This is a genomic window from Ruegeria sp. CE12 (assembly GCF_056537525.1).
The window spans coordinates 674,776-689,213 of sequence record NZ_JBQFRS010000002.1 but is presented as its reverse complement, the minus strand read 5'-3'; the positions used below and the strand labels follow the sequence as shown (position 1 = coordinate 689,213).

Genomic DNA, 14,438 nt, shown 5'->3' with positions numbered 1-14,438 from the left:
AAACACTTTTGGGTCGCCGTGGGCGGAAGGTCCCTCCAGGCTGGTCTCTCTCACCGGCACAGACATCCCCGCAGCGGCGACCCCAAGATTTCATGACAAATATGGTTCTTGCACTGCGTCATTGCGCATGCCTGCACTCTGCCCTATGTGGCAGCTTATGACACAGAAATTGCATATCGTGGGCGGCGGCATGGCCGGGTCCGAGGCTGCTTGGCAAGCCGCAGAAATGGGCGTGGATGTCGTCATCCATGAAATGCGGCCTAAGGTTGAGACATTCGCACACCAAACGGGAAACCTGGCCGAGATGGTGTGTTCGAACTCCTTCCGTTCAGATGATGACGAGCAAAACGCCGTCGGGCTGCTGCACTGGGAGATGCGTGCAGCCAATGGTCTGATCATGACTACCGCAGATGCGCATCGTCTGCCTGCTGGCGGGGCATTGGCGGTTGACCGTGATCCATTTGCTGAGACAGTGACAGCCAAACTACATGATCACCCCCGGGTCAGTGTCACGAATGAGGAAGTCGATGCGCTTCCCGGTGAAGGTCACTGGATTTTTGCCACCGGTCCGCTGACCTCCCCCTCTTTGGGTGAAGCCATCCGAACCGAAACCGGCGCTGAGTCACTGGCATTCTTCGATGCAATTGCACCCATTGTGTATGCCGAGAGCATCGACATGAGTCAGGCGTGGATGCAATCGCGATACGACAAGGGCGAAACCGAAGAAGAGCGAACGGCTTATCTGAATTGCCCCATGGACCGTGATCAGTACGAAGCGTTCATAGATGCCTTGCTTGCAGCAGACAAAACCGAGTTTCATGAAGGCGAAACTGCTGGTTACTTTGATGGCTGCCTGCCAATCGAAGTCATGGCAGAGCGAGGCAGGGAAACCCTTCGCCACGGCCCGATGAAGCCTGTAGGTCTGACCAATCCGCATCAGCCCGATGTCAAACCGTATGCGGTTGTTCAATTGCGGCGCGATAATGCCCTGGGCACCTTGTTCAATATCGTCGGCTTCCAGACCAAGATGAAATACGGGGCGCAGACCGAAGTGTTCCGCATGATTCCGGGGCTGGAAAACGCAAGCTTTGCCCGGTTAGGTGGTATTCACCGCAATACGTTCATCAACTCACCGACCTTGCTGGACGCTGAAATGCGGCTGAAATCCAAGCCAAACATTCGCTTTGCCGGTCAGATTACTGGTGTTGAAGGATATGTGGAAAGTGCTGCGATGGGGCTTTTGGCTGGCCGGATGGCAGCAGCGGAAATACTGGGGCACACCCTGCCTTCGGTTCCGCAGAACAGCGCAATGGGCGCTTTGATCCATCACATAACCGGTGGGGCCGAAGCGAAGACCTTTCAGCCTATGAACGTGAACTTCGGACTGTTCCAACCTGTTGATGGCCTGAAAGGTGGGCGTCGCGGCCGCAAGGATCGCTATAAGGCATACACAGATCGCGCCAAAGCCGCATGGACCGACTGGCTGGCGCATTGCTGACTGGACGAGGCCAGCGGCGAACGCCTAACATAGCTGTATGAGCGAGAAGTTTCTGAAAGACACCTATAACCTGAACACGCCTCAGGAAACCTGCGAACACTATCAGAAATGGGCAGGTTCCTACGACGACGAGGTTGGCGAGCATGGCTATGCCACGCCGGGCCGCGTCGCCGAAGCATTATGGTTAAAAATGCCTGAGGCGCAGACGCCAATCCTAGATTATGGCTGTGGAACCGGGCTTTCAGGTGTTGCGCTGAACGCCGCAGGTTTCCAGATCATCGACGGTGTGGATCCTACCTCGCAAATGCTTAAGGGTGCCGCGGCCAAGGGTGTCTATCGAAACCTTTCCACTTTTGAGATCACAGATCCTGACCCGCTTCAGCAGGATGCATATAAGGCGATAACAGCGATCGGAGTGATTGGGGTCGGAGCCGCACCGCCAGAGACATTCGATTTGTTGATGAATGCATTGCCCAAAGGCGGCCTTTTGGCATTTTCTTTCAACGATCATGCCCTTGCTGATCGCGCTTACTCTGGTCGCCTGAACGACTGGCTGGATATGGGTTCCGCCCGGCTGCTGTTTCGGGAATATGGCCCCCACCTACCCGGGCTTGACCTTAAATCTGACGTATATGTTGTTGAGAAGACGTGACCTTTATCACTCGCTTTGCGCCATCACCAACCGGGCCGCTGCATCTGGGACATGCCTATTCGGCAATATTGGCCCACGATATCGCAACCGCTCAGGGTGGCGAGTTTTTGCTGCGGATAGAAGATATCGACCAGTCTCGCTCGCGCACGCACTGGGAAGATCAGATCTATGATGACCTCAATTGGTTAGGCCTCAATTGGCCTGAACCGGTTATGCGTCAGTCAGTGCGATTGGATGTATATGAAAGGGCCCTTGATCGGCTTTGGGAACAAGGTCTGCTCTACCCCTGTTCATGTAATCGGAAAGACATTGCAGCCGCCGCAAGCGCACCACAAGAAGGTTCCCCGCTTCATGGTCCTGACGGGATCATCTATCCGGGAACTTGCCGACAAAACTGGGCGACCACTGATCTGCCCGAACGGCCAAAAGAGGTTCCCTTAAGGCTCAACATGGCTGAGGCAACGCGTCAGGCAGCGAACTTGTTCCGATCCCGCGCGACGTTCACCGAACTTGGACTAGGCCCGAATGGCGAAACCGGATTGATCGAATTCACTCCCGACGAGTTGGAAAAGACCATCGGCGATGTGGTTCTTTCGCGGCGCGGGATGGGAACGTCCTACCATCTTTCAGTCGTTTTGGATGATGCTGAGCAAGGTATCACGCGGGTTATTCGCGGGCAGGATCTGTTCGAGGCGACCCGGATTCATGTTTTGTTGCAAAGCCTTCTGGGCCTGCCTGCACCTGAATACTATCATCATAGCCTGATCCGTGATGATGCAGGTAAACGACTTGCGAAACGCGACGATGCGCGTGCCATTTCGAAGTATCGTCAGGAAGGCGCGACACCACAGGACATCCGACGTATGGTCGAATTAGACGCTGCCCTAGTGTAATTAGGGCGACGTCTTCCGGTCATTCCATCGGTGACATCAGCTCAACTTCTTCACCATCGCGTATTGCAGTGTAAAAACAACTGCGCCGATTGGTGTGACAAGCCGGGCCTGTCTGGTTGACTACGACCAGCAGGCAATCCCGGTCACAATCGACGCGGAAATCCACCAGTTCCTGAACATGGCCCGAGCTTTCGCCCTTGATCCAGAATGCCTGTCGAGACCTCGACCAATACGTGACCCGTCCCGTTTCCAACGTCTGGGCGATGGATTCGGCATTCATCCATGCCATCATCAGCACCTCGCCCGTATGATCATCCTGAGCAATCGCAGGGACCAAACCGGCCTCGTTGAATTTCAGGGTCGATGGGTCAAACAAGACGGTGTGTGACATGGTAAAAACCTTTTGCATCCCGGGTCATGGCCACTATGTATGAGGAACAGCAAACGAGGGAAAGCCATGTCGGGCGAAACCGATCTGATCAAGCTCTATTCCGGTCGAATTCTGGCCCTTGCTGCGGACATTCCGCATCTCGACCGGCTTGAAAACCCCGATGCCAGCGTCAAGAAGCGCTCGCCCCTTTGCGGGTCGACCGTAACCGTTGATGTCAAACTGAATGACGGTCAAATCTCTGAATTTGGCCAGGATGTCAAAGCCTGCGCTCTGGGACAGGCCTCAGCTGCGGTCGTCGGTGCAGCCATTCTTGGCGCAACCCGCGCTCAGGTCGAAGCTGCACGGGATCAGCTCTCTGATATGCTTAAGAAGGATGGCCCGGCACCGGATGCGCCGTTCGACGGTCTCGAAGTTCTAATGCCAGCTCGTGATTATAAAAACCGCCATGCGTCAATCCTGTTGGCTCTGGACGCTACGGCAGAAGCTATGGCTCAGGCCGAGCAAGCTAATTGCGCGTAAACATGGTATTTGCGGTTAAACGCGTCTAGTCTCACGACAATTTTAGGGGAGAGATGCGTTGAACAATTTACTGGAACACTTTGTAACCCTTTGGGTAGTTATCGATCCCATCGGTACAATCCCTGTCTTCATCGCAGTAACTGCAGGTCTTGGAACGGCTGCGCGCCGTCGCACAGCACTGATGGCCGCGCTGATCAGCGCAGGTATCCTGCTCTTCTTCCTTGTTTTTGGACAGCTTCTGATCGAAGCGCTGGATATCGGGTTGAACTCATTCCAGGTCGCAGGCGGTATCATCCTATTCCTTTTCGCCCTGACAATGATTTTCGGTGAAAGCAAACAGGATATCGAACAACGACAAGCCGAAGAAGATAAAGAAGACACGATACATCAGCACAATCCTGCCATCTTTCCGCTGGCGGTTCCATCTCTGGCCTCACCCGGTGCTATGCTGGCGATCGTCATTCTGACCGACAATCATCGCTACAGCGCTGCGGATCAGGGGATCACCGCTCTGGTAATGTTGTCGGTTCTTGCCATTGCCTTTGTGCTCATGCTGCTTGCAGAGCCCATCATTCGGCTGATTGGCCATTCCGGTGCGGCCATCATCAGCCGCGTCATGGGCATGATCCTTGCTTCGGTCGCGGTAAACTCGGTTCTCTCTGCAATGCTCGAAATATTGAAAACCGGTCAGCTATAAAAAAAACCGCCGCACCTTCCGGGCGGAAAGGGCGGCGGCAAGATATGCGTTTCTCATGTGGGGTCCGGATAGCCACGCGGGGCCGAGGCTGGCCCCTTCAAGGGAATTGGGACAGGCAGGTCACCCTTGATCGCTATGGGGATGACAGCGCGGTTTGATCGGCACGAGATCGCAGGCAGAAAGGCTCAGAACCCTACCGGCAGGTGAAGGGCAACGACCAGCATAACCACCAATGACATCACACCCGCAGCATCTTGCAGAATGGTAGCCTGCGAACGGCTGAAAGCGGTCTTGATCTGGGTCAGCATGGTCTCACCTCCGGTCAGAGCTTTAATCCTTTGTTGACCTTTTGTTCTCATATTTTCGCGAGTCGGTAAAGAACTTTTTGAGAACATTTGCGAACTTACCGGAACATGCTGCTTAACCCACTGAAATCAAACGAATTGCCTGATCCTGTTTCATGAGCCACAAAAGAACGCGTGCCGCCTGCCCGCGTTCTGAGGTTAGTTTTGGGTCTGCATTCAGCAATGCGCGCGCATCAGATTGCGCCACCGCCATCAGACCCGCCTGCCGCTCAAGATCAGCTATCCGAAATTTCGGCAGTCCTGATTGCGCGGTTCCAATGAGGTCTCCCGCGCCTCGCATCTGCAGATCTGTCTCGGCTATCCGGAAACCATCTTCGGTTTCTCGCAGCACTTCCAACCTTTTGCGCCCACCTTCGCTGAGCGGTGGCTGATACATCAGTAAACATGTTGAAGCATCTTCGCCCCGCCCTACGCGGCCACGCAACTGGTGCAGCTGCGCCAGCCCAAAGATTTCGGCGCGTTCGATCACCATGATCGTGGCGTTGGGAACATTTACCCCGACTTCGATCACAGTCGTCGCGACAAGAACCTTGGTTTGGCCCGATTGGAACGCGGCCATGGCCGAGTCCTTATCCATTGGTGGCATCTGACCGTGGACCAGGCCTACCGTTTCGTCGCCCAGCAAAGCACGCAGTCGTTTGAATCGCTCCTCCGCAGCTGTCAGATCGGAAACCTCGGACTCATCGACCAGTGGGCAGACCCAATAGCATTGCTTGCCCTCATCGATTGCGCGACGCAGGTGCGACACGACTTCATCCATGCGCTTCGTGCTTACAATGGCCGTTTTGATCGGCTTTCGCCCGGGCGGTTTTTCGTCCAATACAGAAACGTCCATGTCTCCGTATTGCGCAAGGGCGAGACTGCGAGGGATCGGGGTCGCAGTCATAACCAGCACATCTGCAACCTGCCCTTTCTCTGACAGTTCCATCCGTTGGCGTACGCCGAACCGGTGCTGTTCGTCCACGATCGCAAGGCGCAGGTCGCGAAACTCAACGTCGCTTTGGAACACCGCATGTGTGCCGACAAGGATTTGAATATCGCCCTTTTTCAAAGCCGCCAGTTTTGCCCGCCGCTCGGCACCTTTGTCGCGTCCCGTCAAAATTTCCAGAACCACGCCGGCTTCTTCGGCCAAAGGCCGCAGCCCTTCAAGGTGTTGGCGTGCCAAGATTTCTGTTGGGGCCATCATGACACCCTGTGCACCCGCCTCGACGGCAATCAACAACGACATGAAAGCAACCAGTGTCTTCCCTGCACCCACATCCCCCTGAAGCAACCGGTTCATCCGCGCATCTGATCCCATATCAGCAGCAATCTCATCGATTGCACGGGACTGCGCATTGGTCGGTCGATACGGAAGACTGGCCAGTACCTTGGTCTGAAGCTTGCCTGTACCCTTGCTAACAATCCCGCGCGCCTTTTTTTCACGTTGTCGGGCCAGCGCCAAAGTCAGCTGGTGTGCAAGAAGCTCATCATATGCCAAGCGTTCTCTTGCTGGCGCGAATGCAGCGACATCATCCGCCCCCTGTGGATGGTGTGCCGCCTCGATCGCCATGCTCCAGGACGGCCATTGCTTTTGTTCAACCTGTACAGGGTCTATCCATTCAGCAAGATCCGGAGACTTTAATAACGCGCTTTGGGCTGCCTTGTACGCAGTCTTTTGCGTGACGCCTTGTGTCAGATGGTAGACGGGTTCGAACTCTGGAATATCATTCGCTTCCTGGGGGGCGGCGATGTGGTCCGGGTGGACCATCTGGGCCATCCCATCAAACAGTTCCAACTTTCCGGACACAACACGGCGCGAACCTTCAGGCAGGACTTTCTTTAAATAGTCCCCTCGTGCATGGAAAAAGACCAACTGGAAATCAGCTTGAGTATCCTCGACATGAATACGATAGGCGCCACCTTTGTTACGGGGTGGCCTGTGCGCTCCGACAGTGACTTCAACAGTAAGGGTTGTTGGAAGATCAGCGCCCTGAATAGTGTCGCGTCGCCTGCGGTCTATGACAGCATATGGCAGACCAAACAACACATCACGAGGTGACTCGACTCCAATCTGAGACAGCAATTGCGCCGTTTTAGGCCCCACCCCATCAAGGGTCTCAAGCTTTGAAAACAGCGGGAAAAGTAGTTCGGGACGGCCGCTCATGCATCCCCGATCAGCTGCAGCCAGCCGTCTTCATCCAGTGTCTCGATCCCAAGATCCGCCGCTTTCTTGGCCTTAGATCCGGCTCCGGGCCCCGCGACCAACAGGTCAGTTTTGGCACTTACCGAACCGGAAACCTTTGCCCCAAGCGCCTCGGCTCTGGCTTTCGCTTCTGCTCTCGTCATCTTTTCCAAGGTTCCGGTAAAGACGACGGTTTTGCCTGCCACAGGGCTATCCGAACTTGGGGCATCTGGTGGTGTGATCTCCAGATGTGCACGCAAATCGTCGAAAGCCTTGCGCTCATCTTTGTTCTCAAATGCATCTGACAGGGACAGTCCAAGCGTTGCCCCAATTCCATCAATGCTGATCAAATCAGACCACGCCGTTGCAGCTTCGGTGGGTACATCATGCGAGGCAATGGCGGCATCACGGACATCTTTGAGCCTTGCCCGTCGCCCTCCAGCCTGCGCTGCAATACGTTCGGCCTCTTCTGCTTCATCCGCTGCGCGTTGCGCCAGCGCAGCAGGGCGCGCCAAATCTACGGCTCGCGCCATTGCATCCCAGTCTCGGTAGTAAAGCGCCAGATCCCTCGCGCCAACCTCACCCACATGACGAATGCCAAGTGCAAAGAGCAGGCGAACCAAAGGAATGGTCCGCTTTTCCTGTATTGCCGCGAACAAATTGTTGGCAGAGGTATCGCCCCACCCGTCCCGGTTTTTCAGTCGGGAAACACTTCCGGCGTCTCGGTCCTGCAGGGTAAAAATATCTGCCGGAGTTTTAATTGGTAAAACCGGATCATCGTAGAACATCTCGATCTGTTTTGCCCCAAGACCTTCGATGTCAAAGGCTTTGCGCGAAACAAAGTGTTTGAGCTTCTCAACAGCCTGCGCCGGGCAGATCAAACCACCGGTGCAGCGCCGTACAGCATCACCATCATCACGGATCGCATCGCTATCGCATTCCGGACATTTAGTGGGAAACTCGTAAGGCACTGCGTCCTCCGGGCGCTTCGACAAGTCCACGTCTGCAAGCTTTGGGATCACATCCCCTGCCCGATAAACCTGAACCCAATCCCCAATGCGGAAATCCTTACCACCACGAATTTCACCACCTTTGGCATCCCGACCGGCAATGTAGTCTTCGTTATGCAGCGTCGCATTCGATACGACTACACCGCCAACCGTCACCGGATGCAGACGTGCCACGGGGCTCAGCGCGCCTGTGCGCCCGACCTGGATGTCGATTGCCTCTAATCGTGTCCATGCCAGCTCAGCAGGAAACTTATGGGCAATTGCCCATCTCGGCGTCGTCGACCGAAACCCAAGCCTCGACTGCAACGCCAGATCATCCACCTTGTAGACCACGCCATCGATGTCATAGCCCAGTGTCGAACGCTGGGCTTCGATATCACGGTAATGGTCCAGCATCTGCGAGGTCGTTTCGCAAAGGCGTGTTAACTCATTGGTTTGAAATCCAAAGGCTTTCAGACGTTGGGTCGCGCCCATCTGGGTTTCTGCCAGCGGCTCCGACAACTCTCCCCAGGCATAAGCAAAGAATCTGAGAGGTCGCGCCCGGGTAATTTCGGAATCCAGTTGCCGCAAGGAACCAGCAGCCGCATTTCGTGGATTGGCAAACTTTTTGCCTTCGGCCTCGACCTGTCGTTCATTCAGCTTGTCGAAATCCTCGTGCGACATGTAAACTTCGCCGCGAACCTCCAAAATCTCGGGAGCATTTTTGATCCGTCTGGGAATGTCAGCGACTGTAAGCGCATTCGCTGTTACGTTCTCGCCCACCTCGCCGTCACCGCGAGTTGCAGCCTGAACCAATTCGCCATTTTCGTAACGTAGTGAGAGCGAAAGGCCATCGATCTTCGGCTCGGCGGTAAAGGCCAGTGGTGCCTCATTTGAAAGGCCCAGATACTTGCGGATCGACCGGTCAAAATCGGCCACATCCTCATCATCGAACGCATTGCCCAGCGACATCATCCGAACGGCATGAGAGACTTTCGCAAACCCATCGGCCGGGCGTGCACCTACATGTTCGGACGGGCTGTCATCACGCTTGAGCTTGGGGAATCGCGCCTCAATCTCAATATTTCGTCGCTTCAGGGAATCGTATTCGGCATCCGAAATCTCTGGTGCGTCTTTGGTGTGATAAAGATCGTTTGCCCGCAGCAACAATGTGGCAAGGCGCGCCAGTTCTTCCCGCGCCTGATCCTCAGTCAGCTCTTGTACCGAAATTGTGTTGCTCATGCCCACGTCCTGTCACGAATTCTTGGAACCAGTGATAAGACGGGGGCATGGTCAGGTCCAGTGGCGTACTGCGCCGTGAGTGTGGGAACTGCCATCCCGAACCATTAATGGCAGCCCCCTGTTCAAGTCAGGCGCCGACCGCCATTCTGGTCTCATCGACCGTATTGTTCTGAGGATCGCGCAGGACGTAACCCCGGCCCCATACCGTCTCGATATAGTTGTCGCCGCCTGTTGCATTACTGAGTTTCTTTCTCAGTTTGCAGATAAACACATCGATGATTTTCAGTTCAGGCTCATCCATGCCGCCGTACAGGTGGTTCAGGAACATTTCCTTAGTCAAAGTGGTACCCTTGCGAAGGCTCAGGAGCTCTAGCATCTGATATTCCTTACCGGTCAGATGAACGGTTTTACCCTCCACCTCAACGGTTTTGGCATCCAGATTCACTGCCACCCGACCTGTCTGAATGATCGATTGAGAATGTCCCTTGGACCGGCGAATGATAGCGTGAATCCGCGCAACAAGTTCTTCGCGATGGAATGGCTTGGTCAGATAGTCATCCGCCCCAAATCCGAAGCCCTTGATCTTGCTTTCCGTGTCATCCGCCCCGGACAGGATCAGGATTGGTGTTTCGACACGAGAGATCCTGAGTTGGCGCAGAACCTCATGACCGTTCATGTCAGGCAGGTTGAGATCTAAAAGGATGAGGTCATAGTCATAGAGTTTGGCCAGATCTATGCCTTCTTCACCGAGGTCCGTCGCATAAACGTTCAGGTTGGCATGCGTCAGCATCAGCTCGATGCTTTTCGACGTGGTCGGATCATCCTCGACAAGAAGTATGCGCATAATCACTGCTCCAATTCGGGTCAAATATTCCAGTTCAAATTGAACCTGAACAAAAATGGTTAATCTGACGTTACCGTTGAATCAGTTATTCACTTTCTACCTTAGGTTGTCGATATTTTTTTATCGCTGTCACTTTGAGCGCGTCCACACCATGTTCTGCCACGGCGGAAACCCAGGAATTAAACTCCTCTTCGCTGATGCCGTATCGCTTTTTGGCATCGGACAGCGTTATTAACCCATACAAAACACCGCGTACGACCACCACTTTTCGCGAGGCAACCCAGCGTCGCGTGTCTGCAGGTGGCAGATCAGCACGCGTTAAAATCGTTCCATCAGGCAGGGTTACCGACCGTGGTCCTTCAACTTTGTGCAAATACATCTTCTCGACCCTTTTCTTGCTGCGACAAAGCTGAACCCAGCCTACTTAATGCTGAGTGAAACCGCCCCTTGAGAGTGTGTAGAATTTTCCTATATTCTGCCGGTCTTTCTTAACCCTGACTGGAACCGCCATGGCCCTCGATACCGAGACCCCGCTGAACTCACTTGGCTTTGCCAAACCGCCTTCGGAAACGCGGGTGGTTGTTGCCATGTCCGGTGGCGTGGACAGTTCGGTCGTTGCGGCCTACCTCGCGGATCAGGGGTATGACGTCGTGGGTGTAACTCTGCAGCTTTATGATCACGGCGCTGCATTGGCCAAAAAAGGTGCGTGCTGCGCAGGGATCGATATTCACGATGCACGTCGCGTCGCCGAAGAGCGCGGGTTCCCGCACTACGTTCTGGACTATGAGAACATCTTTAAAGATGCGGTCATTGATGAATTCGCAGACAGCTATCTGGCTGGCGCGACTCCGGTACCGTGTATCCGCTGCAATGAGCGTGTGAAGTTCAAGGATCTGCTGGAAACGGCAAAGGACCTGGATGCCGACTGCATGGCAACCGGCCACTACATTCAGCGCAAGATGGGAGAGAACGGGCCCGAGCTGCACAGCGCAGAGGATGCGAACAGGGATCAATCCTATTTCCTGTTCTCAACCACGCCAGAGCAGTTGGACTTCCTTCGCTTTCCGCTTGGCCACCTGCCCTCAAAGGACGCAACGCGTGAAATGGCTGCACAGTATGGATTGGCGGTCGCAGATAAGCCTGACAGCCAGGACATCTGTTTTGTACCGAACGGCAATTATGCCAGCGTGATTGAAAAATTGCGTCCAGGTGCAGCAGAACCGGGTGAGATCGTTCACGCGGATGGTCGGGTTCTGGCGCAACATAACGGTGTTATTCACTACACGATTGGTCAGCGTCGCGGTCTTGGCATCGGCGGGCTGAGCGAGCCTTTGTATGTGGTCAAGCTCGACGTCGACAAAAAGCAGGTTGTGGTTGGTCCGAAAGAGATGTTGGCCACCCGCACGGTTCCTGTCCGTGAGATTAACTGGCTGGGCGATGCGCCATTCATGTCTCAGAAAGAATGGCATGTCTCGGTCAAGGTGCGTTCGACCCGGCCGCCACGCGAGGCAATCATTCGACCACTGTCGGACACTACTGCCGAAGTGGAGCTGTTTACGGCAGAAGAAGGCATTTCGCCCGGTCAGGCCTGTGTATTCTATGAATCAGAGGGCAGCCGCATCTTTGGCGGCGGTTGGATCTGGCGCGGTTACTAGATCGCGTCAGTCCATGAGTTGCTGAGGATATAGATCCCGGCGCAGATCATCACATAGGGCACCAGTTTCTCCAGCCGGCGGGCCAATCCGCCGGTCATGACCGGTGTTCGCGCGCCCAGAAAGCCCAAAAAAGCCAATCCTAAAGCAGCCAAGGACGCGCCAATCACGCCCGCTATCCGGAAACTCGGGGCGGAATCGGCGAGCAAAGGCGCAAGAACGGCGAATGTATCCATCGATAAGCTAATGAAAAGCATCATAGTCACCAACGTTGATGCGCTGGGTGATATGTGCGGGTCGGTTTCGGAACCAGTGCCCCTGTACTGCCGCACTACTCCAAACAGCCCGAGGGTCAGAGGAAACACGCCCAGATATCCGGCCCAGTGAGGCACGACATCATCTACGCCCAATGCAAGCAGCAATGCGGCGCTGATCACGATCATCTGTGCCAGAAGAAATCCCGTTACAGCCCGACGCGGCCCGGATACCAACATCAGGGCGAGCAAGGCCGCCAGATTGTCCAGATTGGTCAATATCTGAGCCATGAAAGCGGATGCAGCAAAGACCACGTGATCCAGCATCAGGCCCTCATTCGCTCAAGAACCGCGCGGGCTGCCCGCAGACCCGGGGCCTCCCCGCCTCTTCCCAAGCGCTCCATTGTGACTGACATGGCATCGTATTGCTCGGTCGGGTTCTCAGAAACGTGTTTCAATGCCGATGCGATCTTATCGGGTTGGCAATCATCCAGCAGACATTCCGGAACCGCACGTGTGTCTGATACGAGGTTGACCAGTGTCACGGTATCCAACTTGACCATGCGCTCGGCCATTTTTTGTGTCAGCCAGTTCAGCTTGTATGCAATCACCATTGGTGTGTTCTGTGCTGCCAATTCCAACGAAACTGTGCCCGACGCTGCAAGTGCCAAATCAGCCGCGCCGAAGGCCGCCCGTTTATCGGCCGTAGCCTGCGACGCGCTTACTTTTCGAGGGTCCAATACCAGCGGGTTTCCAGGCCAGTTTGGCACGATCGAATTGATCAGATCTGTGGCTGGCCCGACAGTTGGAACAACAACACGAAAATCTGGTCGCTCGGCGAGGAAAAGCTGCAGCGCCTCGCCGAAACACGGGGCCAGCCTTTCAATCTCGCCTTTACGAGAGCCCGGCAAGGCCAGCAATATAGGCGCATCCCCCAAGTCAAATGTCCGACGGAAAGCCAAAATGTCCTGAGGGGTCGCTATTGGTTCGCTGGCGACGGGGTGACCAACAAAGTCGCATTCCATCCCAGCGCGTTCCATATAGGGCGGTTCAAACGGCAGCAGCGCCAGAACGTGATCAATGACTTTCGCCATTTTGTCCGCTCGTCCGGGCCGCCATGCCCAAACACTGGGCGCCACATAATGAACTGTGCGGATATCACTGCCAGCCTTGACGATTTTGGCCACGCGCAGTGAAAAATCAGGGCTATCGATCGTAATCAGTACATCTGGTTTCGTGTCCAATACCGCCTGTGCTGTCTCGGAAATGCGCCGTTTCAGGTGAAAAAACTTCGGCAACACCTCAACCAGTCCCATGACGCTGAGTTCTGACATGGGAAACCGGCTGACCAGTCCTTGCTCCTGCATCAGAGGGCCGCCAATGCCGTCAAACTGAACTTCAGGGACGAGGGTTTTCAAACCCTGCATCAATGCGCCACCTAACCGATCGCCTGAAGGTTCTCCGGCGACCAGAAAAACACGCATCAGACCGCTCGCTCGCGGACGAACAGGAACAGTCCCAGCCGGTCACATTCCTCGATGACACGCTCGCGTTCGAGAACAATGACGCCGCCCTTTTCGATGACGATACCTGTCAGGCCAGCCGTTACGGCTGCCGCCACGGTGTCTGGCCCAATCGCGGGCAGATCAGCACGTCTGTCCTGGTCCGGCTTTGGGCCTTTGAACAGGATCCCTCCGCCCGCATCTGGTCGCTGGGTCAAAGACTGCAGCATCCACGCAGTGCCAAAGATACCTTCAACGGCCAGCGCCTGCCCTTTGAGAACAGCACAGGCCTGTCCGATGTCAGCAGCGCCCATATTGCGAAGAATACCGGCACCCCGATCGGCATCTGCAAGATCAGCGTCCGATGGCTGCGCCTGTGTCAGGCACCCGAGCGGAGGCAGGATGTCCGGTGCAATCTCGTGGGCTGCGCGCACGTTCATGCCAGCATCCTCAAATATGCCGATCACTGCGCGCAATGCACCATCATCCCCTGACATCATGGCTTTCTGCAATATTGGAACCAATGGCATCGTAGCAGCATCGATACGCTTTGGATCAATTGCAGGGCGTCGCACTGCGCCTGCCATGCAGATTTCAGTCACACCTCGGCTCTTCAGCTCTGAAACGAAACTGCCCAACTGCTCGAGAGGAAATTCAATCTCAGGAGCCAGATTGTCGGGCAAAAACCCTTCCATGGAACAGATCAATGGGCGCTCGGCCAACCGAGCAATCAGTTCATCCGGCAACGCACCTGTTCCCGCGATCAGAGCCAGCAT

At 55.2% G+C, this 14,438-nt stretch carries 15 protein-coding genes; 6 read left to right on the top strand and 9 right to left on the bottom strand.

The features are described 5' to 3' along the window. Positions 1 to 157: 157 nt before the first annotated feature. From trmFO to gluQRS, 3 genes are read left to right on the top strand one after another with little or no spacing between them, the layout of a single operon-like run. Complete coding sequence (gene trmFO / locus ACR0IO_RS08245) at positions 158 to 1,498, top strand: methylenetetrahydrofolate--tRNA-(uracil(54)-C(5))-methyltransferase (FADH(2)-oxidizing) TrmFO (RefSeq protein WP_480740700.1); 1,341 nt, start codon at positions 158 to 160, stop codon at positions 1,496 to 1,498. Positions 1,499 to 1,535: 37 nt separating this feature from the next. Further along, on the top strand, positions 1,536 to 2,150 hold the full coding sequence (locus tag ACR0IO_RS08240) for a class I SAM-dependent DNA methyltransferase (protein ID WP_155139104.1): 615 nt from the start codon (positions 1,536 to 1,538) through the stop codon (positions 2,148 to 2,150). Next, entirely contained in the window at positions 2,147 to 3,043 is an 897-nt protein-coding gene (gluQRS, locus tag ACR0IO_RS08235; RefSeq protein ID WP_480740698.1) for a tRNA glutamyl-Q(34) synthetase GluQRS, read from the top strand. Before ACR0IO_RS08240 ends, gluQRS begins: the two co-directional genes overlap by 4 nt. Positions 3,044 to 3,062: 19 nt before the next feature. Here gluQRS and hisI read toward each other — a convergent pair whose 3' ends face one another. Further along, positions 3,063 to 3,452, bottom strand: a complete 390-nt coding sequence (hisI, locus tag ACR0IO_RS08230) for a phosphoribosyl-AMP cyclohydrolase (protein WP_480740696.1) — start codon at positions 3,450 to 3,452, stop codon at positions 3,063 to 3,065. Between the two features lie 48 nt (positions 3,453 to 3,500). On the opposite strand from hisI, the gene ACR0IO_RS08225 reads away from it, so the two are divergent. Beyond that, complete coding sequence (locus tag ACR0IO_RS08225) at positions 3,501 to 3,953, top strand: iron-sulfur cluster assembly scaffold protein (RefSeq protein ID WP_480740865.1); 453 nt, start codon at positions 3,501 to 3,503, stop codon at positions 3,951 to 3,953. Positions 3,954 to 4,011: 58 nt separating this feature from the next. Further along, on the top strand, positions 4,012 to 4,650 hold the full coding sequence (locus tag ACR0IO_RS08220; RefSeq protein ID WP_170330458.1) for a MarC family protein: 639 nt from the start codon (positions 4,012 to 4,014) through the stop codon (positions 4,648 to 4,650). Positions 4,651 to 4,835: 185 nt separating this feature from the next. Here the strand turns inward: ACR0IO_RS08220 and ACR0IO_RS08215 are convergent, their stop codons facing one another. From ACR0IO_RS08215 to sciP, 5 genes are all read right to left on the bottom strand, one after another. Further along, positions 4,836 to 4,958 (bottom strand): hypothetical protein, encoded by a 123-nt coding sequence (locus ACR0IO_RS08215; RefSeq protein ID WP_256372722.1) that lies wholly within the window; start codon positions 4,956 to 4,958, stop codon positions 4,836 to 4,838. Between the two features lie 112 nt (positions 4,959 to 5,070). Next, entirely contained in the window at positions 5,071 to 7,161 is a 2,091-nt protein-coding gene (gene recG / locus ACR0IO_RS08210; RefSeq protein ID WP_480740692.1) for an ATP-dependent DNA helicase RecG, read from the bottom strand. Then, positions 7,158 to 9,410, bottom strand: a complete 2,253-nt coding sequence (gene ligA, locus ACR0IO_RS08205) for an NAD-dependent DNA ligase LigA (protein WP_480740691.1) — start codon at positions 9,408 to 9,410, stop codon at positions 7,158 to 7,160. Before ligA ends, recG begins: the two co-directional genes overlap by 4 nt. A gap of 127 nt (positions 9,411 to 9,537) precedes the next feature. Further along, positions 9,538 to 10,254: a response regulator transcription factor CtrA gene (ctrA, locus tag ACR0IO_RS08200; protein WP_155139115.1), complete on the bottom strand. Its 717-nt coding sequence runs from the start codon at positions 10,252 to 10,254 to the stop codon at positions 9,538 to 9,540. Between the two features lie 85 nt (positions 10,255 to 10,339). Further along, positions 10,340 to 10,633, bottom strand: a complete 294-nt coding sequence (sciP, locus tag ACR0IO_RS08195) for a CtrA inhibitor SciP (RefSeq protein WP_155139117.1) — start codon at positions 10,631 to 10,633, stop codon at positions 10,340 to 10,342. 130 nt (positions 10,634 to 10,763) lie between these two features. On the opposite strand from sciP, the gene mnmA reads away from it, so the two are divergent. Next, a complete protein-coding gene (mnmA, locus tag ACR0IO_RS08190; protein WP_155139119.1) occupies positions 10,764 to 11,909 on the top strand; it encodes a tRNA 2-thiouridine(34) synthase MnmA in 1,146 nt (381 codons plus the stop codon). Here the strand turns inward: mnmA and ACR0IO_RS08185 are convergent. Genes ACR0IO_RS08185 through ACR0IO_RS08175 form a run of 3 tightly spaced genes read right to left on the bottom strand, consistent with a single transcriptional unit; the run spans position 11,906 to position 14,438 of the window. Beyond that, positions 11,906 to 12,487, bottom strand: a complete 582-nt coding sequence (locus tag ACR0IO_RS08185; RefSeq protein ID WP_480740689.1) for a hypothetical protein — start codon at positions 12,485 to 12,487, stop codon at positions 11,906 to 11,908. The two genes, mnmA and ACR0IO_RS08185, sit on opposite strands and share 4 nt — an antisense overlap. Then, positions 12,487 to 13,644 carry a lipid-A-disaccharide synthase gene (lpxB, locus tag ACR0IO_RS08180; protein ID WP_480740687.1) on the bottom strand — a complete coding sequence of 386 codons (1,158 nt, stop codon included), beginning with the start codon at positions 13,642 to 13,644 and terminating at the stop codon, positions 12,487 to 12,489. The genes ACR0IO_RS08185 and lpxB overlap by 1 nt, the downstream gene beginning before the upstream one ends. Further along, positions 13,644 to 14,438 carry an LpxI family protein gene (locus tag ACR0IO_RS08175; RefSeq protein WP_480740685.1) on the bottom strand — a complete coding sequence of 265 codons (795 nt, stop codon included), beginning with the start codon at positions 14,436 to 14,438 and terminating at the stop codon, positions 13,644 to 13,646. The genes lpxB and ACR0IO_RS08175 overlap by 1 nt, the downstream gene beginning before the upstream one ends.

Coding starts and splice junctions, on each gene's coding strand:
- trmFO (WP_480740700.1), top strand. CDS start 158: ATGACACAGAAATTGCATATCGTGGGCGGCGGCATGGCCGGGTCCGAG.
- ACR0IO_RS08240 (WP_155139104.1), top strand. CDS start 1,536: ATGAGCGAGAAGTTTCTGAAAGACACCTATAACCTGAACACGCCTCAG.
- hisI (WP_480740696.1), bottom strand. CDS start 3,452: ATGCAAAAGGTTTTTACCATGTCACACACCGTCTTGTTTGACCCATCG.
- ACR0IO_RS08225 (WP_480740865.1), top strand. CDS start 3,501: ATGTCGGGCGAAACCGATCTGATCAAGCTCTATTCCGGTCGAATTCTG.
- ACR0IO_RS08215 (WP_256372722.1), bottom strand. CDS start 4,958: ATGCTGACCCAGATCAAGACCGCTTTCAGCCGTTCGCAGGCTACCATT.
- recG (WP_480740692.1), bottom strand. CDS start 7,161: ATGAGCGGCCGTCCCGAACTACTTTTCCCGCTGTTTTCAAAGCTTGAG.
- ligA (WP_480740691.1), bottom strand. CDS start 9,410: ATGAGCAACACAATTTCGGTACAAGAGCTGACTGAGGATCAGGCGCGG.
- ctrA (WP_155139115.1), bottom strand. CDS start 10,254: ATGCGCATACTTCTTGTCGAGGATGATCCGACCACGTCGAAAAGCATC.
- sciP (WP_155139117.1), bottom strand. CDS start 10,633: ATGTATTTGCACAAAGTTGAAGGACCACGGTCGGTAACCCTGCCTGAT.
- mnmA (WP_155139119.1), top strand. CDS start 10,764: ATGGCCCTCGATACCGAGACCCCGCTGAACTCACTTGGCTTTGCCAAA.
- ACR0IO_RS08185 (WP_480740689.1), bottom strand. CDS start 12,487: ATGCTGGATCACGTGGTCTTTGCTGCATCCGCTTTCATGGCTCAGATA.
- lpxB (WP_480740687.1), bottom strand. CDS start 13,644: ATGCGTGTTTTTCTGGTCGCCGGAGAACCTTCAGGCGATCGGTTAGGT.
- ACR0IO_RS08175 (WP_480740685.1), bottom strand. CDS start 14,438: ATGCTGGCTCTGATCGCGGGAACAGGTGCGTTGCCGGATGAACTGATT.